Below are 22973 nucleotides of genomic sequence, written 5' to 3'. Positions count from 1 at the left end.
ACGTCGTGCTGGAACTGTCCTGGCTGCTCATCGCCATCCCGCTGGCGGGCGCCGCGCTCCTGCTCACGTGGGGCAAGGAGTCCGACCGCTTCGGACACCTGATCGCCACCGCGTGCTCGGCCGCGTCGTTCGTGCTCGGCCTCATCATGTTCATCCAGCTGGCTGGACGCGATCCCGAGGACCGCTCGGTCACCGAGACCCTCGGCACCTGGATCGACGCCGGGGCGTTCCACGTGGACTTCTCGTTCACGTTCGACACGCTCTCGAGCCTGTTCGTGCTGCTCATCACCGGCGTCGGCACGCTGATCCACGTGTACTCGATCGGGTACATGGCGCACGACCCGCGCCGTCGCCGGTTCTTCGCCTACCTGAACCTGTTCATCGCCGCGATGCTGACGCTGGTCCTCGCGGCCGACTACCTCGTGCTGTTCCTCGGCTGGGAGGGCGTCGGCCTGGCGTCCTACCTGCTGATCGGGTTCTGGCAGCACAAGCCCTCGGCGGCCGCCGCCGCCAAGAAGGCCTTCGTGCTCAACCGCGTCGGCGACCTCGGCATGGCGCTGGCGATCATGACGATGTTCGCCTGGTTCGGCACCACCTCGATCGCCGCGGTCAACGACCAGGTCGGCTCGGTCTCGGGCAACGTCGCCACCGCGCTCGGCCTGCTGCTGCTGCTCGGCGCGTGCGGCAAGTCCGCGCAGGTGCCGCTGCAGGCCTGGCTGCTCGACGCGATGGAGGGCCCCACGCCGGTCTCGGCGCTCATTCACGCGGCCACCATGGTCACCGCGGGCGTCTACCTCGTCGTGCGCTCGCACGACATCTTCGACGCCTCGCCCACGGCCAGGAACTTCGTCATCGCGGTCGGCTTCGTCACGCTGCTGGCCGGCGCCTGGATCGGCTGCACGAAGGACGACATCAAGAAGGCGCTCGCCGGCTCCACCATGAGCCAGATCGGCTACATGATGCTTGCCGCCGGCCTCGGCCCGGCCGGCTACGCCTTCGCGATCTTCCACCTGCTGACCCACGGCTTCTTCAAGGCCAACATGTTCCTCGGCGCCGGCTCGGTCATGCACGGCATGAACGACGACGTCGACATGCGCCACTACGGCGGCCTGAGCAAGGCCATGCCGATCACTTTCTACACGTTCGGCATCGGCTACCTGGCGATCCTGGGCTTCCCCGGCACCTCGGGCTTCTTCTCCAAGGACAAGATCATCGAGGCCGCGCTGGGCCACAACATCTGGGTCGGCCTGGCCGCGCTCATCGGCGCGGGCATCACCGCGTTCTACATGACGCGCCTCATGCTGATGACGTTCTTCGGCGAGCGGCGCTGGCGCGAGGACGTGCACCCGCACGAGTCGCCCGCCGTGATGACCGTCCCGCTCATGATCCTGGCCGCCCTGTCGCTGTTCGCCGGCGTGATGGCGCTCGGCGACTGGATCGAGGAGTGGCTCGAGCCGGCCACCGGTCACCCGGTGCACCACGAGCTCGCCGTCCCGATCTGGGTCGTCACGGTGATCGTGCTGATCGTCGTGGCCGCGGGTGTCGCGCTCGCCTGGGTCCTCTACGGCCGCCGCGAGATCGCCGACACCGCCCCCGCCGACTCCGAGGTCTCGGTCTTCACCCGGGCCGGTCGCGCCGAGCTCTACGGCAACAACGTGAACGATGCGCTCGTGGTTCGTCCCACGATCCACCTGACCCGCGCCCTGGTGTGGGCCGACGCGAAGGTCATCGACGGCCTCGTGTCCGGGTCGGCCGACCGCATCGGTGAAGTCTCCGGCGAGCTGCGCAAGCCGCAGACCGGCTATGTCCGTTCCTATGCACTGATGGTGCTCGGAGGTGCTCTCGTGGTCCTGCTGGGCCTGCTGGCGGTGACGCTCGCATGATGCTGTCCCTGCTGATCGCCGTTCCCCTCCTGGGGTCGCTCGTGGTCGCGCTCCTGCCGCGGTCGGCCGACGGCCTGCTGCCGCGGTACGTCGCCTTCGGCGTGTCGATCCTGACGCTCGTCATGTCGCTCGCGCTGCTGAGCCGCTTCGACATCGAGAGCGGCGGCTACCAGCTGACCGAGGACTACGAGTGGATCGGTGCCATCGGGGCCCACTGGGCGCTCGGCGTCAACGGCATCGGCCTCACGATGATCTTCCTGACCACGGTGCTGGTCCCGATCGTCCTGGCCGCGTCGTGGCGCGACAAGGAGCACGACCCCGCGGGGACGAACTCCTACTTCGCGCTGATGCTCGTGCTGGAGGCGCTCGCCATCGGCGTGTTCGCCGCCACCGACGTCTTCACGTTCTACGTCCTGTTCGAGGCCACGCTGATCCCGATCTACTTCCTGATCGGCGGCCACGGCACCGGCCAGCGCAGCTACGCGGCGGTCAAGTTCCTGGTCTACAACCTGGTCGGCGGCCTGCTCATGCTCGCGTCGGTCGTGGGCCTGTACGTGCTGTCCACGCAGCAGGGCGGCGCGACGTTCCTGCACGCCGACCTCATGGGCCTGGAGATGTCCCAGACCACCGAGCGGCTGCTCTTCCTGGGCTTCTTCATCGCGTTCGCGATCAAGGCGCCGCTGTGGCCGTTCCACACGTGGCTGCCCGACGCCGCGGGCTCGGCGACTCCGGGCACCTCGGTGCTGATGGTCAGCGTGATCGACAAGATCGGCACGTTCGGCATGATCCGCTGGTGCCTGGAGCTGTTCCCCGGTGCCTCGGAGTGGGCCAGCCCGGTCGTGCTCGTCCTCGCGGTGATCAGCATCCTCTACGGAGCGCTGCTCGCGATCGGCCAGGACGACCTGCGCCGCCTCATCGCGCTGACCTCGGTCTCGCACTTCGGCTTCATCATCATGGGCATCTTCGCGTTCACGTCGGTGTCGATGACGGGCTCGGTGCTCTACATGTTCAACCACGGCCTCTCCACGGCCGTGCTGTTCCTCGTCGCCGGCATGATGATCACGCGCCGCGGCTCGGCCCGCATCAGCGACTTCGGCGGCGTTCAGAAGGTCGCGCCGGTGCTGTCGGGCGTGCTGCTCGTCGGCGGCCTCTCCAGCCTCTCGCTGCCGGGACTCGCGCCGTTCGTCTCGGAGTTCCTCGTGCTCGCCGGCACGTTCACGCGCTCGATCCCGATCGCCACCGCCGCGACCCTCGGCATCGTCCTGGCCGCCGTCTACATCCTGCTGATGTACCAGCGCACCATGACCGGCCCGCTGAACGAGGGCACCGCAGGGTTCACCGACCTGACGCGTCGTGAGGTCGGCTCGCTGACCCCCGCCCTCGTGCTGATCATCGGCCTCGGCTTCGTGCCGCAGCCGCTGCTGGCGGTCATCGACCCGGCCGTCGAGCCCACCGTGGCCACCGTGGGGGTCGGCGACCCGCCGCAGCGCGCGCCCATCGACCTCGCAGACCAGACGGAAGGAGCCCACGAATGATCGGCGCAGTCTCCTCCGTCCTGGCCACCGCCGGGCCCGACATCCCCGCTGCCGACCTGGACTACGCGCAGCTGTCGCCGCTCATCGCGGTCGGCGCGCTCGCGATGATCGGGCTCGTCATCGAGATCGCCGTGCCCCGGCGCGCGCGGTTCCTCACGCAGGCCGTCGTGGCCGTCCTCGGCTCGCTGGTCGCGCTCGGCCTCACCGTGTGGGTCTACCTCGGTCTCGAGGAGGTCCCCGAGGCCCGCTGGGCCGCGCTCGGCGGCACCGGTGCGGAGGGCGCCGTCGCGGTCGACGGCCCCGGCGTCCTGACGTGGGCGCTCCTGCTGCTGTTCGCGGTCCTGTCGTTCCTCATGTTCGCCGAGCGCTCGCACGAGCGCGGCCTGAGCGACTTCATCGGCCGTGCGGCCGACGCCCCGGGCTCGCCCGGCGAGGCGGAGGCCACGACGGCACGCCTGGAGCACACCGAGGTCTTCCCGCTCGCGGTGTTCGCGCTCTCGGGCATGATGCTGTTCTCGGTCTCCAACGACCTCATCACGATGTTCGTGGCCCTCGAGGTCCTGAGCCTGCCGCTGTACGTGCTGTGCGGCGTGGCGCGTCGCCGTCGCCTGCTCAGCCAGGAAGCTGCGATGAAGTACTTCCTGCTGGGCGCGTTCGCCTCGGCGTTCTTCCTCTACGGTGCCGCGCTGGCCTACGGGTACGCCGGCAGCCTGAACCTCACCGAGATCGACACCGCGATCTCGGCCCGCAGCGACGAGACGCCGATCCTGCTGGCCGCCATCGGCCTGCTGCTGGTGGGCCTGCTGTTCAAGGTGGGCGCCGTGCCGTTCCACAGCTGGACGCCCGACGTCTACCAGGGCGCCCCGACGCCGGTCACCGCCTTCATGGCCGCCGCCACCAAGGCGGCCGCGTTCATCGCGATGATGCGCGTGCTGTTCGTGGCCTTCGGTGGTGCGTCGTGGGACTGGCGCCCGGTGCTGTGGGTCGTCGCCGTGCTGACGATGATCGTGGGCTCGGTCGTGGCGATCAGCCAGACCGACGTCAAGCGCATGCTGGCGTACTCCTCGATCGCCCACGCCGGCTTCCTCACCGTGGGCCTGTCGGGTGCGTACCTGGGCCAGGAGGACGGACTGGCGATCACGTCGGTGTCGTCCGTGCTCTTCTACCTGCTCGCCTACGGCGTGGCCACGATCGGTGCGTTCGCGATCGTGACGGTCGTGCGCGACTCGGCCGGCGAGACCACCCACCTGTCGAAGTGGGCGGGCCTGGGCAAGGAGTCGCCGTTCCTGGCCGGCTCGTTCGCGATCTTCATGCTGTCGTTCGCGGGTATCCCGCTCACCGCCGGCTTCATCGGCAAGTGGGCCGTGTTCAGCGCCGCGTGGGGTGGCGGGGCCTGGGTGCTGGTCGTCATCGGCGTCCTGTGCAGCGCGATCGCGGCCTACTTCTACGTCCGTGTCATCGTGCTGATGTTCTTCACCGACCCCGTCGGTGACGGGCCGACCGTGGCCGTCGCGGGCGTGCCGACTACCGTGGTCATTGCCTTGGCCGTGATCACGACGGTCGTGCTCGGCCTCCTGCCGGGCCCGATGCTGGATCTGGCCCAGAACGCCGGCGCCTTCGTGCGCTAGCGGGCATGTCGTCGGCGGTTGTGGGAAGGAAGTGGGACGTGGCCAGCGTCGGGTCGTTCGCGGATGACGCGTTGGAGCAGCGTGTCTCCGCGGGGGTGCAGCAGGTCGAGGACCTGCTGATCACGTCCGCCCACAGCCCGGAGCCGCTCGTCGCCGAGGCGTCCTCGCACCTGCTGCAGGCCGGTGGCAAGCGCTTCCGGCCGCTGCTCACGGTGCTGTGCGCCGAGTTCGGCGACCCCACGCGCGAGGACATCGTCCCCGCCGCCGTCGTGGTCGAGCTGACCCACCTCGCCACGCTGTACCACGACGACGTGATGGACGAGGCATCCATGCGCCGCGGGGCGCCCAGCGCCAACGCGCGCTGGAACAACTCCGTCGCGATCCTCGTCGGTGACTTCCTCTTCGCGCGGGCGTCCTCGCTGGTGGCCGACCTCGGCCCCGATGCCGTGCGCATCCAGGCCGAGACGTTCGCCCGCCTGGTGCACGGCCAGCTCCGCGAGACCCTGGGTCCGGGCCCGGGCGACGACCCGCTCGAGCACTACCTCTCGGTCGTGGCCGACAAGACCGGCTCGCTGATCGCCACCGCCGCGCGCTTCGGCGCCATGATGTCCGGTGCCGGCGAGGACGTCGAGTCCACGCTGCTGGAGTTCGGCGAGCGGATCGGCGTGGCCTTCCAGCTGGCCGACGACATCATCGACGTCGCCAGCGACGCCGACGACTCGGGCAAGGTGCCCGGCACCGACCTGCGCGAGGGCGTGCCCACCCTGCCCACGCTGCTGGTGCAGTCGAACCCCGTCGCCGGTGACGAGCGCCTGCGCGACCTGCTCTCGGGCCCCATCGAGGACGAGGACGACGTCCAGTGGGTCATCCGCGCGCTGCGGGAGCACCCGGCCATGGACGAGGCGCGCGCCTACGTCCGCGCCGAGGCCGACGCGGCCCGTGCCCTCCTCGACAAGCTGCCCGCGGGCCCCGCCCGCGACGCGCTCGACGACATCTGCACCCGCTCCACCCAGCGCTTGGGCTAATCCCGCGCTACCCACCTCACCGCGAGTGGCGCACATCTGCCCGCCACTCGCCGAGTGGCGGGCGTTTCTGCGCCACTCGCGACCCCGGTTTGCGCCACTCGGCGAACGCCGCCGAGAACCTCAGATCGCGGTGGACTCCGCGGCGCACTCGTCGACGGTCCGCTTGGCGCGGCGCCGCGTGCTGATCGCGTCGTACGTGAAGATCACCAGCGCGGACCACACCATCACGAAGCCGACCCACCGTGCCGCGCCCATCTCCTCGCCGAAGATCGTCAGGCCGAAGATGAACTGCAGGATCGGCCCGAGGTACTGCAGGATGCCGATCGTGGTCAGGGTCAGCCGCGTCGCGGCGGCGCCGAACATCAGCAGCGGGATCCCGGTGACCACGCCCGTGCCCATCAGCAGCAGCGTGTTCCAGGTGCCCTCGTGGCCGAAGGCCAGCGTTCCGGTCATCGCGAGGAAGACGAGGTAGGCGATCGCGAACGGCGTGAGGATCGTGGTCTCCACCGACAGGGCCTCGATCGTGCCGAGGTTCGCGCGCTTCTTCAGGAACCCGTACGTGGCGAAGCTGGTCGCCAGCAGCAGCGCGATCCACGGCGGCCGGCCGTAGTCGACGGTGAGGACGACCACCGCGAGGATGCCCAGGCCGACGGCCACCCACTGCAGCCTCCGCAGGTTCTCGCCCAGCAGGAAGACGCCCAGCAGCACCGTCATGAGCGGGTTGATGAAGTACCCGAGGCTCGTCTCGATCACGTGGCCGTTCGTCACGCCGTAGATGAAGCCGCCCCAGTTGAGCGTGATGACGACCGAGGCCAGCGCGAGCGGCATCATGAGGCGGCGCTGGCCCAGGATCGACCGGTAGGCCGCCCACTTGTGGGTGATCGTCAGCAGGCCCACGCAGAACACGAGGGTCCACACGATGCGGTGGGCGAGCACCTCGTAGGGCGACGCCGGCTCCAGCAGGGGCCAGTAGAGCGGGAAGAACCCCCAGCAGAGGTACGCCGCCGTGCCGTAGATCAGCCCGGCCCTGGAGTCGGTGTTCGAGGTCGCCACGTGCTAACTCAACACCCTCGGCGCTCCGCTTCATCCCGCTGGGTGGCCCCTAGAGTCGGGGCATGGGGGTGCGCGGACGGTTCCTGCTGCTGCTCGGCCTGCGCTGGCTCGCCACGGGCCTGCTCATGCCCGTCGCGCTGCTGCTGCCGCTCGAGCGTGGCCTGACGATCGCCGAGATCGGCATCGCGATGGCGGCCCAGGGGATCGTCGTGATCGTCATGGAGGTCCCCAGCGGTGCGCTGGCCGACTCGTGGGGGCGCCGGCCGGTCTTCATCGCGTCGGGTGTCGCGGCGATTGCGGCCTACGCGCTCACGCTCGCCGCGCAGTCGGTGCTGGCGTTCGCACTCGCCTGGGGCGTCAGCGGGCTCTTCCGCGCGCTCGACAGCGGCGCGCTGGAGTCGTGGTTCGTCGACGCCGAGAACGCGCGCGGCGCCGCCGACGAGGTGCCCTCGGCGCTGGCCACGGCCGGCGGCGTGATCAGCGCGGCGATCGCGATCGGCTCGCTGCTGTCCGCCGGGCTCCTGTACGTGTCCCCGTGGTCGGCCGGCGACTCCCTCGCGGTGCCCTACGTCCTGGCGATCGGGATCGTGGTGGTCCAGGTCGTCGCCGCCCGGCTGCTGATGGAGCCGGTCGCCCGTACCGAGCCCACCACCGCCGCCGCATGGCGGCACACCCTCGCGACCGGTGTGCGCGTGGCCTTCGGCCGCCGCCTGCGCCTGCTGACCGCGGCGATGCTGCTGTGCGGCGTGGCCGTGGCCGGCCTGGAGATGCTGATGCCGGTCCGGCTCGCCGAGTTCTCGACCGACACCTCCGCCGCCGGCAGCGTCCTCGGTGTCGTCTCGTCGATCGCGTGGGGCCTTGCGGCGCTCGGGGCCACCGTCGCGTCGCGCGTCCTGCGCGAGGTGGGCCCCGGCGTGGTGGCGCCGATCCTCGCGGTGGCCGAGGGGCTGGGTCTGGCCGTGATGGCGATCGCCGGCGGCCCCGTCGCGCTCGTGGCCGGGTTCTGGCTCTGCTACCTCGTGCACACGTCGTTCGGCGCGGCCTACAACGCGCTCGTGCACGACCGGGTCACCGAGGCGCACCGGGCCACGGCCCTGTCGGTCACGTCGATGGCGTTCCTGGGCTCGGCATCGGCCGGGGGAGTGGCGCTCGGGATCGCCGCCGAGGAGCTCAGCGCAGCGTGGGCCCTGGCGGCGTCGGCCGCGGTCATGCTCCTGGCCGGGGTCCTGGTCGCCGGAGCGGCCCGCCAGCGAGACGTCACCGTTCAGCGGTAGGCGGTGCAGTCTGCTGCACGGTCCGTCGGCCCACCTGCGTTGGCGAGACGCGCCAGCCGCGGCTGACGAGCGGACGCTCGTCTTCGCGCGTCGCATCTGATACGCAGGTAGGCAGGAGTTCCCTCGGCAGGGTGCTGCACACGCTGTCGATTCGACCACACCGGTAGGGGCCAGCACGGACATGACGACCATCGGAGTCCACTGCTCGCACGAGCAGATCCACCCAGCACAACTGCTCCAGGACGTGCAGCGCGCGGAGCAGCTCGGCTTCGACGCCGCGATGTCCTCCGACCACTTCTCGCCGTGGAGCGAACGCCAGGGCCAGTCAGGCTTCGCCTGGGCCTGGCTCGGCGCCGCACTGGCCACGACGCGTCTGCCCTTCGGTGTCGTGAACGCCCCGGGACAGCGATACCACCCGGCGATCGTCGCTCAGGCGCTCGGCACGCTCGGGGCCATGTTCCCCGGCCGCATCTGGGCCGGACTGGGCTCGGGGGAGGCCTCGAACGAGCACATCACCGGGGACCCGTGGCCGCCCAAGGAGGTCCGCAACGCCAGAGTGCGGGAGTGCGTCGAGGTCATCCGCCGCCTCCTCGCCGGTGAGGAGGTCACCCACCAGGGACTCGTCACCGTGGACCGAGCGCGGCTCTGGTCCTTGCCCGATCCGTTGCCACACTTGGTCGGCCCTGCGGTCAGCGTGACCACCGCGGGCGAGGTCGCGGCCTGGGCCGACGGCCTGATCACGGTGAACCAGCCCCACGACAAGCTGCGCCAGATGATCGACGCCTACCGCGACGCCGGGGGCACTGGGCCGCTGCGCCTGCAGGTGCACCTGTCCTGGGACCCTTCGATGCACCGTGCGGAGGCGATCGCCCACGACCAGTGGCGCACGAACACCTTCCCTCCACCGGCATCCTGGGACATCGACTCCGCCGAGATCTTCGACATCGCCTCCGAGCACGTCCCGCTCGAGCAGGTGAAGCAGGTCGTGCTCGTCTCCGACGACCTCCACCGGCACGCCGCCTGGCTCGCCGAGTACGTCGAGCTGGGGTTCGACGAGTTGTACCTGCACCACGTCGGCCGGGAGCAGCAGGCCTTCCAGGAGGCGTTCGCGGACCGTGTGCTTCCGCAGCTGCAGGGACACTGAACACGTAAGTCGCACCGGGAGGCACGGATGAGGATCAGTGACACGGCAGACCTGTGGTGGAAGACGGCTGTCGTCTACTGCCTGGACGTCGAGACCTTCCTCGACTGGAACGGTGACGGAGTCGGTGACTTCGTCGGCGTCACCGAGCGGATCGACTATCTCGCCGAGCTGGGCATCACCTGCTTGTGGTTGATGCCGTTCTACCCGACGGCCAACCGCGACGACGGTTACGACATCACCGACTTCTACGGCGTCGACGCCCGGCTGGGAACGCACGGCGACGTGGTGGAGTTGGTGCGGACCGCCCGGGACCGCGGCATCCGGGTCATCGTCGACCTGGTGGTGAACCACACCTCCGACCAGCACCCCTGGTTCAAGGCGGCGCGGTCGAGCAAGCGCTCGCCCTTCCGGGACTTCTACGTGTGGCGCGCAGAGGCACCGGAGCAGGACACCTCCGACCAGGTGGTGTTCCCTGACCAGGAGGACAGCATCTGGGAGCTGGACGCGCGCACCGGAGAGTACTACCTGCACCGGTTCTACAAGCACCAGCCCGACCTCAACGTGGCCAACCCGAAGGTCCGCGACGAGATCGCGAAGGTGATGGGCTTCTGGCTCGAGCTCGGCATCTCCGGCTTCCGGGTCGACGCCGTGCCGTTTCTGCTCGGTCTGGAGGGGATCGCGGACAGCCAGGCGCAGGACTTCGCCGATCCTCACGACTACCTGGCCTCGTTGCGGTCGTTCCTCGGGCGGCGCACGGGCGACGGCATCCTGCTCGGAGAGGTCAACCTGCCCTACCCGGAGCAGAAGAAGTTCTTCGGCGGCCGTGACGGGGACGAGCTGACGATGATGTTCGACTTCGTCGGCATGCAGAACCTGTACCTCTCGCTGGCGCGCGAGGACGCCCGACCCCTGGCCCGCACGCTGAAACGGCGACCGGCCATCCACGCCGATGCCCAGTGGGCGTCGTTCCTGCGCAACCACGACGAGCTCACGCTCGACAAGCTCAGTGAGAGTGAGCGCCAGGAGGTCTTCGCCGCCTTCGGCCCGGACCCCGAGCTGCAGCTCTTCGGCCGCGGACTGCGGCGGCGGTTGCCGCCCATGCTCGACGGCGACCCACGGCGGATCAGGATGGCCTACAGCCTGATGTTCTCGCTCCCCGGCACACCCTCCCTGTTCTACGGGGAGGAGATCGGGATGGGTGAGAACCTCGAGATCGAGGGACGGATGGCGGTCCGCTCACCCATGCAGTGGTCCCCCGACCGCAGCGGCGGCTTCAGCAGCGCGGCGCCCTCCCGCCTGCGATGGCCCGTGGTCGAGGGGCCTTTCAGCCCCGAGCACGTCAACGTCGCCGACCAGCGCTCCGACCCTGACTCCCTCCTGAACTTCGTGGCGCTGTTGATCCGCAGGTACCGCGAGTCTCCCGAGCTCGGCTGGTCCGACTTCACGATCCTCGAACAGCCACACCGCAACGTGCTGGCTCACGAGTCCCGGTGGGACGACCGGCGGATGCTCGCCGTGCACAACTTCTCGCCGGACCGCTGCACCGTCCCGCTCCAGCTCACCCGATGCGAGGCCGGCTGCCGCTTGGTCGACCTGCTCCAGTCGGGTGCCACCGAGCTCGACGCCGACGGACGGGCGGAGGTCGCGATGGACGGCTACGGCTACCGGTGGCTTCGTGTCGTGCCGCCGGAGGGTCGCCGGCTGGCCTGACGGGGGCGGCCGCAGCGATTCAGCGGTAGTTCGTGAACTGCACCGCGAAGTCGAGGTCGGCGCCCTTGACCAGGGCGATGACCTCCTGCAGGTCGTCGCGCGACTTGCTGGTGACCCGGAGCTCGTCGCCTTGGATCTGCACCTTCGCGCCCTTGGGGCCCTCGTCGCGGATCAGCTTGCTGACCTTCTTGGCCTGCTCGGTGCTGATGCCCTCGGTGAAGGTGCCGTTGATCTTCACGTCCTTGCCCGACTGGCGCGGGTCGTCGGCCTCGAACGTCTTGAGGCTGATGCCGCGCTTGACGAGCTTCGTCTGGAAGACGTCGAGGATGGCCAGCGCGCGCTCCTCGGCGTTCGCGGTGATCTCGACGCCCCACTCGCCCTTCCACTCGATGGAGGCGTTGGTGTTCTTGAAGTCGTACCGCGTCGCGATCTCCTTGACCGCCTGGTTGAGCGCGTTGTCCGCCTCCTGGCGGTCGATCTTGCTGACGATGTCGAACGAGGAATCGGCCATGAGTCCACCCTAGCCGCCCTGATTTCGAGGTCCACCGGACGCTGGGGTAATCTTGCAGACTGTCGCGGCAGGTTGCCCGAGCGGCCAAAGGGAGCTGACTGTAAATCAGCCGGCATTGCCTACAGAGGTTCGAATCCTCTACCTGCCACGTGACGCGAGCCCCCGACCGGAGACGGTCGGGGGCTCGTTCGTTGCCGCGGCGTGGCCGAATGTCGGTCCGGGCCCCTATCGTCGAGGCATGAGCCACGCCGACGATCGCCGTCCCGGTGAAGCCTCGACCCTGCACGGGCTCTACGAGCTCGTGCCCGACGCCTACGAGCTCGACCTCCTCGAGGAGGCGCGTCACCAGCGCCACGAGGACCAGGTGGTCGCGCTGATGACCGAGCTCTCCGCCGCGTGGGACGCCGCGGTCGCGGGGCTGGCGTACGACGAGCCCGAGCCGCAGCCTCTGGCCGAGGCCGCCGCGCCCAGCGTCACGCAGGCTCGCTTCCTGGTTGAGCGGCTGCTGGGCGGCGTGGTCGTCGACGACGACCTCCGCTGAGCCCGCGGGTACGGTGAGCGCGTGGCTGACACGTGGTTCGATCGCAGGACCTACCGCTGGGACCAGTGGGACCCCGCTGCACTCCTGCGGGCGAAGCGTGACGCCGGCGTCCGGGTCACCGTCGTGATCCCCGCGCTGGACGAGGCCGCCACCGTGGGCGACGTCGCCGGCCGGATCCACGACGCGTTCGTCGGTGACGCGGGCCTCGTCGACGAGCTGCTGGTGATCGACAGCGGCTCGACCGACGACACCGCGCGCCTCGCCGCGCAGGCCGGAGCCGCCGTCCACCACCTCGCTGACATCCGTCCCGACCTCGGCAGCCACCGGGGCAAGGGCGAGGCGATCTGGAAGGCGCAGTTCGTGGCCACGGGCGACGTGCTCGTGTTCGTCGACGCCGACCTCACCGAGTGGGGCACGCACTTCGTCACCGGGCTGCTCGGGCCGCTGCTGACCGATCCCTCGGTGACGCTCGTGAAGGGCTTCTACGAGCGCCCCTACCGCGAGGGCGCCCTCGACGATCCCGACGGCGGCGGCCGGGCCACCGAGCTCGTCGCCCGTCCGGCGCTGGCGCTGCTGCGGCCCGAGCTCACCCACGTGGTCCAGCCGCTCGCGGGGGAGTGGGCCGTGCGCCGCACCGCGCTGGCGTCCCTCAGCGTGCCCGTCGGGTACGGCGTCGACCTCGCCGCGCTGGTCGATGTGAGCGACGCCGAGGGGATCGGTGCCATCGCCCAGGTCGATCTCGGCCGGCGCGCGCACTCCCACCAGCCCCTCCGCGCCCTCGGAGCGATGTCCGTGCAGCTGCTGGCCGCGATGATGTCGCGCGCCGGTCGCGCGCCCGACGCAGACGAGGCCACCCTGCGCCAGTTCCGGTCGTTCGAGGGGGCGTTCGTGGCGATGCACCAGGACGTCGACCTCACCGAGCGCCCGCCGTTCGCCGAGGTGGCCCGATGACCCTGCGCCTCGGACGCCACAGCTTCGACGACGACCGCACGCTGATGATGGCGATCGTCAACCGCACGCCCGACTCGTTCTTCGACCGGGGCGCCACGTGGGCCGAGGACTCGGCGTTCGAGCGCGTGCAGCAGGTCGTCGCGGAGGGCGCTGAGATCGTCGACATCGGCGGCATCAAGGCGGCCCCCGGTGCCGAGATCGACGCCGACGAGGAGAAGCGCCGCGTGGTCGGGTTCGTCGAGCGCGTGCGGTCGGCCTTCCCCGACGTGGTGATCAGCGTCGACACGTGGCGCTCCGAGGTGGCCCGCGCCGTCTGCGAGGCCGGTGCCGACCTGCTGAACGACGCCTGGGGAGGTGCCGACCCGGCGCTGGCCGAGGTCGCCGCCGAGTTCGACGTCGCGATGGTCTGCACGCACACCGGCGGCATCACGCCGCGCACGCGGCCGCACCGCATCGAGTACGACGACGTGGTGGCCGACGCGATCGCGTCCACCGTGGCGCAGGCCGAGCGCGCACTCGCCCTGGGAGTGGCGCGCGAGAGCCTCCTGATCGATCCGGCGCACGACTTCGGCAAGAACACGTTCCATTCGCTCGAGGTGACCCGTCGCCTGGGCGAAATGGTCGACACCGGGTGGCCGGTGCTGGTGTCGCTGTCGAACAAGGACTTCGTCGGCGAGACCCTCGACCGCCCGGTGGGGGAGCGCCTGCTGGGCACGCTCGCGGCCACGGCCGTCGCCGCCACGGCCGGCGCCCGGGTCTACCGCGTCCACCAGGTCCCCGAGACCCGTCAGGTCGTCGACATGGCCTGGACGATCGCGGGCCGGCGCCGGCCCGCGCGCGCGATCCGGGGCCTCGCGTGATCCGCCGGTTCGTGGTCGTGCCGCCCGTTCCGGCCCTCCTGCCGCGGTACGCGAGCCTGGAGGACCCGGTGGCCGACCTGCGGGTCTCCGCGGTGGCCGCGGTGCGCGCGGTCGTCGCGGGGGTCGACTCCGTTGCCGTCGTCGGCGACGACCCCTTCGCCGAGCCGGTGGCCCGCGCCCTGCTCGACGCCGCCGGCTTCGACGGCGCGGTCGACGCCGACGCCGAGGTCCTGCTGGTCATGGCCAACGGCAGCGCGAAGCGCAGCGAGAAGGCGCCGGGCCACTTCGACGAGCGCGCGCTGGACTTCGACGACACCGTCGACCTCGCGCTGCGCTCGGGTGACGGCGCCCGCCTGGCCGCGCTGGACGCCACGCTCGGCGCCGATCTGTGGGCCTCGGGCATCAAGACGCTCACGGCGCTGGGGGAGGGCCTGGACGGGCGCTGGCAGGTCTCGGTGCCCTACGCCGACGCCCCTCACGGTGTGCTCTGGTGGGTCGCCGCCTGGCTCCGAGCCTGACCGGAGGCGCGGCGGTGGCCGTGTCCTAGGCTGGTCGCCGTGGCCTACGACGCGCTCTTCGACTCCGTGTTCGCCCGCATGGATCCCGAGCGCATCCACGAACGCGCCTTCGCCGCGATCCGCCTGGGCCGTCCCGTGTCCCGGCTCGCGTACCGGGTCGACCCGTCGCCGATCGAGGTGATGGGCATCGAGTTCCCGCACCGCTTCGGCCTCGCGGCCGGCTTCGACAAGAACGCCCGCGGAGTGCTCGGTCTCCTGGCCCTCGGCTTCGGTCACGTCGAGATCGGCACGGTCACGGCGCGGCCCCAGCCCGGCAACGACCGTCCGAGGCTGTTCCGGCTCGTCGACGACCGCGCCATCGTCAACCGCATGGGCTTCAACAACGACGGTGCCGCCGTCGTGGCCTCCCGTCTGCACCGCCTGCGCGGCACGGCAGCGGGCCGCCGCGCCGTCATCGGGGTGAACATCGGCAAGACCAAGGTCGTCCCGGCCGAGCGCGCGGCCGAGGACTACGTCGAGAGCGCCCGCCTGCTCGCGCCGCACGCCGACTACCTCGTCGTCAACGTCTCGAGCCCCAACACCCCGGGCCTGCGCGACCTCCAGGCGGTGGAGTCGCTCGAGCCGATCCTCGCGGCGGTCAAGGGCGTCGCCGACGGCAACCACGGTCGCCGTGTCCCGCTCGTGGTCAAGATCGCCCCCGACCTCGCCGACGAGGACGTCGACCGGGTCACCGACCTCGTTCTCGAGCTGGGCCTCGACGGGATCAGCGCCACGAACACCACGATCGCCCGGCCTGCCGAGCTGCTCACGCCGCGCGACGTCGTCGATGCCGCCGGGGCCGGCGGGCTGTCCGGCCCGGTCCTGGCCGACCGCGCCGTCGAGGTGTTGCGCCGCATCCGCGACCGTGCCGGCGCGGGGCTCACCCTGATCGGCGTCGGCGGGGTGACCGACGAGGCCGACGTGCGGGCCCGGATCGAGGCCGGTGCCGACCTCGTCCAGGGCTACACGGGCTTCATCTACGGAGGCCCGAAGTGGCCCTCCCGGCTCGCCGCCGCCGCACGATGAACGCTGCGATACCAAGGCGGATCGACATCGTGACCACCCCGATTTGGGAACCCGGCACCTGACCCGGTATCTTTACTTGTCGGCTTGCCCCTTTAGCTCAGTCGGCAGAGCGTTTCCATGGTAAGGAAAAGGTCTACGGTTCGATTCCGTAAAGGGGCTCTGAGGAGCGAGGTGACTCGCAACTCCGTGGCTGGGTAGCTCAGTTGGTCAGAGCGCACGACTCATAATCGTGAGGTCGCGGGTTCGAGCCCCGCCCCAGCTACCAGACCGGCTAGTCAGCAGCAAACCTCCCGCCCGGCAACGGGTGGGGCACCGACCAGAAGAGGCACACCGTGGCCAGCAAGAGCTCCGACGTTCGTCCCAAGATCACCTTGGCCTGCACCGAGTGCAAGGAACGCAACTACATCACCAAGAAGAACCGTCGCAACGACCCCGATCGCCTCGAGGTCAAGAAGTACTGCGCGCGCTGCAACGCCCACCAGGCGCACCGCGAAACGCGCTGAACCCGTCTTGCGACGACCCCCGTGCCGACCGGCGCGGGGGTCGTCGGCGTTCTGTGGAGGTCCCGATCGTGCCTGCTAGCGTCGCCGACATGCTCCTGTCCGAGGTCACCACGCTCCGTCTGGGCGGCCCGGCCCGCTCGGTCGTCGAGGCGACCACCGAGGACGAGCTGATCGCCGCCGTGCGCGCCGCTGACGAGGCCGGCGAGCCCGTCCTGCTGGTCGGCGGCGGCAGCAACCTCGTGGTCTCCGACGCCGGCTTCGAGGGCACCGTCGTGCTCGTCCGCACGCGCGGCATCGACGTCTCGGCCGACGCCTGCAGCGGCGCCATGGTCACCGTGGCGGCCGGGGAGAGCTGGGACGAGTTCGTCGCCCACGCCGTCGCCCACGACTGGGAGGGCGTCGAGGCGCTCGCCGGGATCCCGGGCTCGGTCGGTGCCACCCCGATCCAGAACGTCGGCGCCTACGGCCAGGAGGTCGCCGACACGATCGTCAGCGTCCGCGCGTGGGACCGTGCCGAGAAGCGGGTCCGCACGCTGATGTTCACCGACCTCGGGTTCGGCTACCGCCACAGCCGCTTCAAGGACGAGCCGGATCGCTTCGTGGTCCTCACCGTGGCGTTCCAGCTGCGCTTCGCCGGAGCGCTGAGCGCGCCCGTGCGCTACGCCGAGCTCGCCCGGCACCTGGGCGTGGAGGTCGGCGCCCGCGCCCGCCTGGCGCAGGTGCGCGAGACGGTGCTGGCGCTGCGGCGCGGCAAGGGCATGGTGCTCGACCCCCAGGACCACGACACGTGGAGCGCGGGGTCGTTCTTCACGAACCCGATCCTCACGGCCGACGAGGCCGCGAAGCTGCCGTCCGGGGCACCCCGGTTCGAGCAGGCCGACGGCTCGGTCAAGACGAGCGCGGCGTGGCTGATCGACCACGCGGGCTTCGAGAAGGGCTTCGGCCGGGGGCCCGTGGCCCTCTCCGGCAAGCACGTGCTCGCCCTGACGAACCGCGGCGGCGCCACCACGGCCGACCTGCTGGCACTGGCGCGCGAGGTCCGCGACGGCGTCGAGCGCGAGTTCGGGATCCGGCTGGTCAACGAGCCCGTGCTCGTCGGCGGCGACCGGCTCTAGGGCCGCCGCCGACGGCGCTCAGGCGAACAGCGAGATGAGCGAGAGCTCGGAGTAGTCCGAGCTGGTGTCCGAGGACGCGACGCCGGCGATGATCAGGACGATGAAGAACGCGAACGCGACGATGCCCAGGATCAGCAGCACGGTGCCGATGATGCCCAGGATGCGTCCGGCCTGCGCCTCGCCGCGACCGTCGTAGACGCCCGGGTTGGCGTCGATCTCTGCGACGGCGCGGTTGCCCATGACCCACGCGAAGGGCGCGAGGACGCTGCAGACGATGAGGCCGAGGATGCCCAGGATCAGCACCAGGGTGGCCTTCGGGTGCTTCGGCGGGGGACCGCCCCATTGCGGCTGGCCGGCGTAGGGCTGGCCGGGGCCGGGAGGCTGCGCGCCGTAGGGCTGCTGGCCGGGGTACGGCTGCTGCTGGCCCGGGTACGGCTGCTGGCCCGGGTACGGCTGCTGCTGCCCGGGGTACGGCTGCTGCTGCGGAGGCTGGGAGGACTGCTCGGGACCCGTCGGGTCGTTCGGCTGCTGGCCGGAGGGGTCGCCCGGGTACGACGGCGGCTGGTTCTCGCTCATGGGGTCATCGTTCCACGTTCGTCGGCCAGCCAGGCCTCGACACCCGCGAGTGCCGACGTCCTCAGGTCCTCGGGCGCCTGTGAGGCGCGCAGCGAGCGACGCGCCAGCTCCGCGAGCTCCTCGTCGCTGAAGTTCTGGGCCGCGCGCAGCAGGGCGTACTGGCCGGCCAGCCGGGTGCCGAACAGCAGCGGGTCGTCGGCCCCGAGGGCCACGTCGACCCCGGCCGCCATCAGCTCGCGCACCGGCACCTCGTCGATCGTGGCGTAGACGCCGAGCGACACGTTGGAGGCCGGACAGACCTCGAGCCCGATGCCGGCGTTCGCGATCGACTCGAGCAGGCGCGGGTCCTCCGCGGCGCGCACGCCGTGGCCGAGCCGGTGCGGAGCCAGGTGGGTGAGGCACTGGCGTACGTGCTCGGGGCCGCGGAGCTCACCGCCGTGGGGCACCAGCACCAGTCCCGCCCGGTCGGCGATGCGGAACGCAGGGCCGAAGGCCGAGGTGTCGCCGCGCCGCTCGTCGTTCGACAGCCCGAAGCCGTGGACGCCGCGCCCCGCGTACTGGCCGGCGAGCCGGGCGAGGGTGCGGGCGTCGAGGGGGTGGCGCGTCCGGTTCGCCGCGATGATCACGCTCATCCCGAGGCCCGTCGAGGCGGAGGCGTCGCGGACCGCGTCGATGACCAGGTCGGTGAACGCGGTGATCCCGCCGAACTTCGCGGCGTACCCTGAGGGGTCGACCTGGATCTCGGTCCAGACGCAGCCGTCGGCGCGATCGTCCTCGGCGGCCTCGCGGACGAGCCGGCGCACGTCGCCCTCGGTGCGCAGCACGGAGCGGGCCACGTCGTAGAGCCGCTGGAAGCGGAACCAGCCCTTCTCGTCGGCCGCGGAGAGCTGCGGCGGCCACTCCTCCACGAGGGCCGAGGGCAGGTGCACGCCGTCGCGCTCGGCCAGCTCGATCAGCGTGCCGTGGCGCATCGAGCCGGTGAAGTGCAGGTGCAGATGTGCCTTGGGGAGAGTCGTCAGCGGCCGCACGCGGCCATCGTGCCACGCGGCCCGGACGGGGGTTCGGGCAGCGCCGGGGACGCCCGGTTTCGCTTTCGTGGGCGAGGTGCGTACACTTGACGAAACCGGCGGAACTACCCTGTTTCGTCATGCCCGGAATCGGGCGGAGGGCACTGGCGCAACTGGTAGCGCATCGGTCTCCAAAACCGAAGGTTGGGGGTTCAAGTCCCTCGTGCCCTGCAAGGTCGGCCCCGAGCCGGCACCGTTCGACGAAGGAGCACCGTGAGCGAGAATCACGAACTGGCAGGGACGCGCACCAAGCGCACGTCCCCGCTGACGTTCTACCGCCAGGTGGTCGCCGAGCTGCGCAAGGTGGTGTGGCCGACCCGTCCGCAGGTCGTCAACTACTTCTTCGTCGTGCTCGTCTTCGTGCTGATCATGATGGCGTTCGTCGCCGCGCTGGACTACGGGTTCGGCAAGGCCGCCTTCGCCATCTTCGCCTAGACCAAGGACTGAAACCTCTGTGACCTCCGAATTCGACGAGAACGACGCGCCCGTGGACCAGACGTCCACCGAGGAGGCGTCGGTCGACGAGACCCCCGCCGCCGACGGCGTGGACGAGGTCGCTGACGTCGACACCGACGCCACCGACTCCGACGACACCGCGGCCGACGAGACCGAGGGCGCCGACGACACCGCCGAGGCCCCCGCGGCCGAGGACGAGGCCGCCGCCGACCCGCTGCAGGAGTTCCGCGACCGCCTCTGGAGCCAGCCCGGCGACTGGTACGTGATCCACACGTACGCCGGCATGGAGAAGCGCGTCCAGCAGAACCTCGAGAACCGCAAGGTCGCCCTCAACGCCGAGGACTTCATCCACGAGATCGTCGTCCCCACCGAAGAGGTCGCCGAGATCAAGAACGGCCAGCGCAAGCTCGTGCGCCGCACCGTGCTCCCGGGCTACGTGCTCGTGCGCATGGACCTCACCGACGACTCCTGGGGCGTCGTGCGCCACACCCCGTCGGTCACCGGCTTCGTCGGCAACGCCCACCAGCCGGTGCCGCTCAGCCTCAGCGAGGTCGAGAAGATGCTGGCCCCCGCGGTCGAGGCCGAGGTCGCCGCCGAGGCCACCGAGAGCGCCGAGAAGACCCAGCAGGCTGCCGCCGCCAAGGTCGAGTTCAGCGACTTCGCCGCGGGCGACTCGGTGCTCGTCATCGACGGCCCGTTCGCCACGCTGCACGCCACGATCACCGAGATCAACATCGACGGCCAGAAGGTCAAGGGCCTCGTCGAGATCTTCGGGCGCGAGACCTCGGTCGAGCTCCCGTTCGACTACATCCAGAAGGTTTGATCGCCCCGCGATCAAAGGTCAGGTCACCGCACTGAACGAGCGGTGACGGACTCAGAACGAACAACCAGTTAGAAGGACCCGAAATGCCTCCCAAGAAGAAGGTCGCGGCTGTCGTCAAGGTGCAGCTGCAGGCCGGCAAGGCCAACCCGGCGCCGCCCGTCGGCACCGCGCTCGGCCCGCACGGCGTCAACATCATGGACTTCTGCAAGGCGTACAACGCCCAGACCGAGTCCATGGCCGGCAACGTCATCCCCGTCGAGATCACGATCTACGAAGATCGCTCGTTCACGTTCGTCACCAAGACGCCCCCGGCCGCCGAGCTGATCAAGAAGGCCGCCGGCCTCTCCAAGGGCTCGTCCGTGCCGAACACCGACAAGGTCGGCAAGCTGACCAAGGATCAGGTGCGCGAGATCGCCCAGACCAAGATGCCCGACATCAACGCCAACGACATCGATGGCGCGATGAAGATCGTCGAGGGAACCGCCCGCTCCATGGGCGTCACCGTCGAGAAGTGATCACCCTCGGCGGTCCTCCGACCGCCGATCCCCGTGGGAGGGCCAGCTGGGCCCGCACCACACCTGGTAGCAACAGACAGCAATGTCTTGGAAATGAAGGAAACCAGTCATGACACAGCACAGCAAGGCGTACCGCGCCGTCGCCGAGAAGATCGACCGCGACGCCCTGTACACGCCCCTGCAGGCCACCACCCTGGCCAAGGAGTCCGGCTCCAAGAAGTACGACTCGACCGTCGACGCCGTCGTGCGTCTCGGCGTCGATCCCCGTAAGGCCGACCAGATGGTGCGCGGCACCGTCAACCTGCCGCACGGGACCGGCAAGACCGCCCGGGTCCTGGTCTTCGCCACCGGCGCCAACGCCGATGCCGCTCGTGAGGCCGGCGCCGACTTCGTCGGTGCCGACGAGCTCGTCGACAAGATCAACGGCGGCTGGCTCGACTTCGACGCCGTCGTCGCCACGCCCGACATGATGGGCAAGGTCGGCCGCCTGGGCCGCGTCCTCGGTCCGCGCAACCTGATGCCGAACCCGAAGACCGGCACCGTCACCACCGACGTCGCCAAGGCCGTCGGCGACATCAAGGGCGGCAAGATCGAGTTCCGCGTCGATCGTCACGCCAACGTGCACTTCGTGGTGGGCAAGGCGTCGTTCACCGCCGAGCAGCTCGCCGAGAACTACGGCACGGCGATCGAGGAGATCCTGCGTCTCAAGCCGGCCAGCTCGAAGGGCCGCTACATCAAGCGGGCCACCATCTCCACCACGAACGGCCCCGGCATCCCGGTCGACCCGACGCGCGCGCGCAACTTCGCGTCCGACGACGAGGCCTGAGCCAGCAGTTCAGCCGACGACGCCGCCCTCCGCACGGAGGGCGGCGTCGCGTCTTTCCCGGGCCCGGGCCCGCGGGCCGGGCATGATGGGGCGATGACCGATCGACGCCCCCGCTGGGTCTACGAGGCCGGCGACGAGCCCGACCCGCGCTTCAGCCTGGCCAACGAGCGCACCTTCCTGGCCTGGGTCCGGACGTCGATCGCGGTCATGGCCGGCGCCGTCGCGCTGTACAGCCTCGAGCTGCCCGGGCCCGACGGCCCCCGCACCGTCGTGCTCGTGCTCCTGCTCATCTTCGCGGCCGGGTGCGCGGTGATGTCGTGGCTGCGCTGGGCCAAGGTCGAGCGCGCCATGCGCCGGCGCGAGCCCCTGCCGGCCTTCACGTCCGCGCCGGTGGTCGCGCTCGCGCTCGTTCTCATGGCCATCGTCCTGGCGTTCGTGGTCGTCGTCTGAGCGAGCTGAGCACGGCGAACGCCCTCTCGGTGAGGAAACGGCGAGTACTGTCGCAGGCATGAGGAAGTCGCTCAAGGTCTCGCTCGCCGCCACGATCCTGGCGCTCACTTCCGCGTGCGGCGCCGGTGGTGCCGATCTCACCGCCGCCGACGGCACGTCGAGCCCGGCGAAGGCAGCAGCGGCCGCGGCCGCTGCCGATCCGCTCACGCAGGAGAACTTCGTCGAGCGGCTCACGGCGGCCCAGCTCGCCGCCGGCAGTGCCCACGTCGAGATGGACGACGGGGTCGACATGCGCGGCGACGTCCGTCTGGCCGAGGACCTCGAGGGCACGGAGGCGCGGGTCACGATGGGCGCCGGGTCGATGCTGATGGACCTGCGGGTCGTCGACGGCATCGTCTACCTCAAGCTGGGCGAGCTCAGCGGTGGCAAGTTCATCCGGGTGGACCTGAACGATCCGAAGGACCCCGTCGGCCAGCACTTCGGATCCATGGCCGGGCAGGTCGATCCCACGAAGCATCTGAAGGTGTTCAGCGACGCGCTCGTCGAGTTCGACGACCAAGGGCCCGGCGGCGAGATCGACGGCGTCGAGACCATGAAGCTGCGGCTCGTGCTCGACGCCTCCAAGGCGCTCCAGGACCACGAGGCAGGCGGCCCCGGCCTCGGCGCCAAGGCCCCGAAGCAGCTCGAGTACACCCTCTACGTCGGCTCGGACGACCTGCTGCGCCGACTGACGATGGACATCGCGGGCTCCACGAAGACGATGGACTGGTCCAAGTGGGGCGAGCCCGTCGAGGTGAAGGCCCCGCCGGCCGACCAGGTCACCGACAGCAGCCGGCTGGGCGACCTGGGGCGCCTCATGGAGGGCTCCCGGAAGAGCTGATCCGGGCCCGATTTGGAGGAACGGCGGGCCGCCACCTAGACTGGCAGAACCGAAGACCGCCGGT

The 22973-nt window shown here is 70.4% G+C and carries 24 protein-coding genes and 4 tRNA genes; 24 read left to right on the top strand and 4 right to left on the bottom strand.

What is annotated here, in order from left to right; translation table 11 throughout:
* Positions 1-5: 5 nt before the first annotated feature.
* The 4 genes from nuoL to ACY1JX_RS07880 are packed head-to-tail and all read left to right on the top strand — an operon-like array spanning position 6 to position 6071.
* The gene (gene nuoL / locus ACY1JX_RS07895) at positions 6-1883 is read left to right on the top strand and encodes an NADH-quinone oxidoreductase subunit L (protein ID WP_181754366.1); all 1878 of its coding nucleotides are present in this window, start codon (positions 6-8) and stop codon (positions 1881-1883) included.
* Complete coding sequence (locus ACY1JX_RS07890) at positions 1880-3418, top strand: NADH-quinone oxidoreductase subunit M (protein ID WP_286927671.1); 1539 nt, start codon at positions 1880-1882, stop codon at positions 3416-3418. Before nuoL ends, ACY1JX_RS07890 begins: the two co-directional genes overlap by 4 nt.
* Positions 3415-5046 (top strand): NADH-quinone oxidoreductase subunit NuoN, encoded by a 1632-nt coding sequence (gene nuoN, locus ACY1JX_RS07885; protein WP_286927672.1) that lies wholly within the window; start codon positions 3415-3417, stop codon positions 5044-5046. The genes ACY1JX_RS07890 and nuoN overlap by 4 nt, the downstream gene beginning before the upstream one ends.
* A gap of 38 nt (positions 5047-5084) precedes the next feature.
* A complete protein-coding gene (locus ACY1JX_RS07880; RefSeq protein ID WP_338072835.1) occupies positions 5085-6071 on the top strand; it encodes a polyprenyl synthetase family protein in 987 nt (328 codons plus the stop codon).
* Positions 6072-6191: 120 nt separating this feature from the next.
* On the opposite strand, the gene rarD is transcribed toward ACY1JX_RS07880, so the two are convergent.
* The gene (rarD, locus tag ACY1JX_RS07875; RefSeq protein ID WP_462565771.1) at positions 6192-7124 is read right to left on the bottom strand and encodes an EamA family transporter RarD; all 933 of its coding nucleotides are present in this window, start codon (positions 7122-7124) and stop codon (positions 6192-6194) included.
* Between the two features lie 62 nt (positions 7125-7186).
* On the opposite strand from rarD, the gene ACY1JX_RS07870 reads away from it, so the two are divergent.
* The 3 genes from ACY1JX_RS07870 to ACY1JX_RS07860 all read left to right on the top strand — a co-directional run bounded on the left by ACY1JX_RS07870 (position 7187) and on the right by ACY1JX_RS07860 (position 11252).
* The gene (locus tag ACY1JX_RS07870; protein ID WP_462565770.1) at positions 7187-8398 is read left to right on the top strand and encodes an MFS transporter; all 1212 of its coding nucleotides are present in this window, start codon (positions 7187-7189) and stop codon (positions 8396-8398) included.
* A 181-nt stretch (positions 8399-8579) separates the two neighbouring features.
* On the top strand, positions 8580-9542 hold the full coding sequence (locus tag ACY1JX_RS07865) for a TIGR03885 family FMN-dependent LLM class oxidoreductase (protein WP_462565769.1): 963 nt from the start codon (positions 8580-8582) through the stop codon (positions 9540-9542).
* Positions 9543-9569: 27 nt separating this feature from the next.
* Complete coding sequence (locus tag ACY1JX_RS07860) at positions 9570-11252, top strand: alpha-amylase family protein (RefSeq protein ID WP_462565768.1); 1683 nt, start codon at positions 9570-9572, stop codon at positions 11250-11252.
* A gap of 19 nt (positions 11253-11271) precedes the next feature.
* On the opposite strand, the gene ACY1JX_RS07855 is transcribed toward ACY1JX_RS07860, so the two are convergent.
* A complete protein-coding gene (locus tag ACY1JX_RS07855) occupies positions 11272-11763 on the bottom strand; it encodes a YajQ family cyclic di-GMP-binding protein (protein ID WP_181754382.1) in 492 nt (163 codons plus the stop codon).
* Positions 11764-11829: 66 nt separating this feature from the next.
* Here ACY1JX_RS07855 and ACY1JX_RS07850 point away from each other — a divergent pair.
* The 10 genes from ACY1JX_RS07850 to ACY1JX_RS07805 all read left to right on the top strand — a co-directional run bounded on the left by ACY1JX_RS07850 (position 11830) and on the right by ACY1JX_RS07805 (position 17316).
* Positions 11830-11911, top strand: a tRNA-Tyr gene (locus ACY1JX_RS07850).
* A 90-nt stretch (positions 11912-12001) separates the two neighbouring features.
* Positions 12002-12304: a hypothetical protein gene (locus ACY1JX_RS07845; protein ID WP_462565767.1), complete on the top strand. Its 303-nt coding sequence runs from the start codon at positions 12002-12004 to the stop codon at positions 12302-12304.
* A 21-nt stretch (positions 12305-12325) separates the two neighbouring features.
* Positions 12326-13255: a glucosyl-3-phosphoglycerate synthase gene (locus ACY1JX_RS07840; protein ID WP_462565766.1), complete on the top strand. Its 930-nt coding sequence runs from the start codon at positions 12326-12328 to the stop codon at positions 13253-13255.
* Positions 13252-14115, top strand: a complete 864-nt coding sequence (gene folP, locus ACY1JX_RS07835; protein WP_286927681.1) for a dihydropteroate synthase — start codon at positions 13252-13254, stop codon at positions 14113-14115. Before ACY1JX_RS07840 ends, folP begins: the two co-directional genes overlap by 4 nt.
* On the top strand, positions 14112-14633 hold the full coding sequence (locus ACY1JX_RS07830; RefSeq protein WP_286927682.1) for a class III extradiol ring-cleavage dioxygenase family protein: 522 nt from the start codon (positions 14112-14114) through the stop codon (positions 14631-14633). The genes folP and ACY1JX_RS07830 overlap by 4 nt, the downstream gene beginning before the upstream one ends.
* Positions 14634-14672: 39 nt before the next feature.
* Positions 14673-15698 (top strand): quinone-dependent dihydroorotate dehydrogenase, encoded by a 1026-nt coding sequence (locus tag ACY1JX_RS07825; RefSeq protein WP_462565765.1) that lies wholly within the window; start codon positions 14673-14675, stop codon positions 15696-15698.
* 86 nt (positions 15699-15784) lie between these two features.
* A tRNA-Thr gene (locus ACY1JX_RS07820) sits at positions 15785-15857 on the top strand.
* A 29-nt stretch (positions 15858-15886) separates the two neighbouring features.
* A tRNA-Met gene (locus tag ACY1JX_RS07815) sits at positions 15887-15963 on the top strand.
* Between the two features lie 67 nt (positions 15964-16030).
* Entirely contained in the window at positions 16031-16201 is a 171-nt protein-coding gene (gene rpmG / locus ACY1JX_RS07810) for a 50S ribosomal protein L33 (RefSeq protein WP_078699153.1), read from the top strand.
* Positions 16202-16290: 89 nt separating this feature from the next.
* Complete coding sequence (locus ACY1JX_RS07805) at positions 16291-17316, top strand: UDP-N-acetylmuramate dehydrogenase (RefSeq protein WP_462565880.1); 1026 nt, start codon at positions 16291-16293, stop codon at positions 17314-17316.
* Positions 17317-17334: 18 nt separating this feature from the next.
* Here the strand turns inward: ACY1JX_RS07805 and ACY1JX_RS07800 are convergent, their stop codons facing one another.
* Complete coding sequence (locus ACY1JX_RS07800) at positions 17335-17892, bottom strand: DUF4190 domain-containing protein (protein ID WP_462565764.1); 558 nt, start codon at positions 17890-17892, stop codon at positions 17335-17337.
* Positions 17889-18920, bottom strand: a complete 1032-nt coding sequence (locus ACY1JX_RS07795; RefSeq protein ID WP_181754395.1) for an adenosine deaminase — start codon at positions 18918-18920, stop codon at positions 17889-17891. The genes ACY1JX_RS07800 and ACY1JX_RS07795 overlap by 4 nt, the downstream gene beginning before the upstream one ends.
* 137 nt (positions 18921-19057) lie before the next feature.
* Here ACY1JX_RS07795 and ACY1JX_RS07790 point away from each other — a divergent pair.
* The 7 genes from ACY1JX_RS07790 (at position 19058) to ACY1JX_RS07760 (ending at position 22909) form a co-directional block, all read left to right on the top strand.
* Positions 19058-19130 (top strand) — tRNA-Trp (locus ACY1JX_RS07790).
* Between the two features lie 42 nt (positions 19131-19172).
* The gene (gene secE, locus ACY1JX_RS07785) at positions 19173-19394 is read left to right on the top strand and encodes a preprotein translocase subunit SecE (protein WP_181754397.1); all 222 of its coding nucleotides are present in this window, start codon (positions 19173-19175) and stop codon (positions 19392-19394) included.
* Between the two features lie 19 nt (positions 19395-19413).
* Entirely contained in the window at positions 19414-20238 is an 825-nt protein-coding gene (gene nusG / locus ACY1JX_RS07780) for a transcription termination/antitermination protein NusG (protein ID WP_462565763.1), read from the top strand.
* A gap of 83 nt (positions 20239-20321) precedes the next feature.
* Positions 20322-20753, top strand: coding sequence for a 50S ribosomal protein L11 (gene rplK, locus ACY1JX_RS07775; RefSeq protein WP_181754402.1), 432 nt, complete (start codon positions 20322-20324; stop codon positions 20751-20753).
* A 109-nt stretch (positions 20754-20862) separates the two neighbouring features.
* Positions 20863-21579 carry a 50S ribosomal protein L1 gene (gene rplA, locus ACY1JX_RS07770; protein WP_181754404.1) on the top strand — a complete coding sequence of 239 codons (717 nt, stop codon included), beginning with the start codon at positions 20863-20865 and terminating at the stop codon, positions 21577-21579.
* A 93-nt stretch (positions 21580-21672) separates the two neighbouring features.
* Positions 21673-22029 (top strand): YidH family protein, encoded by a 357-nt coding sequence (locus tag ACY1JX_RS07765; RefSeq protein ID WP_462565762.1) that lies wholly within the window; start codon positions 21673-21675, stop codon positions 22027-22029.
* Between the two features lie 58 nt (positions 22030-22087).
* The gene (locus ACY1JX_RS07760) at positions 22088-22909 is read left to right on the top strand and encodes an SCO4651 family lipoprotein (RefSeq protein WP_462565761.1); all 822 of its coding nucleotides are present in this window, start codon (positions 22088-22090) and stop codon (positions 22907-22909) included.
* Positions 22910-22973 lie beyond the last annotated feature (64 nt).

The sequence above is a fragment of the Aeromicrobium sp. JP4 genome (assembly GCF_054957925.1).
Note: the sequence above shows the minus strand (reverse complement) of the source record. Positions and strands in the feature narration are given on the sequence as shown.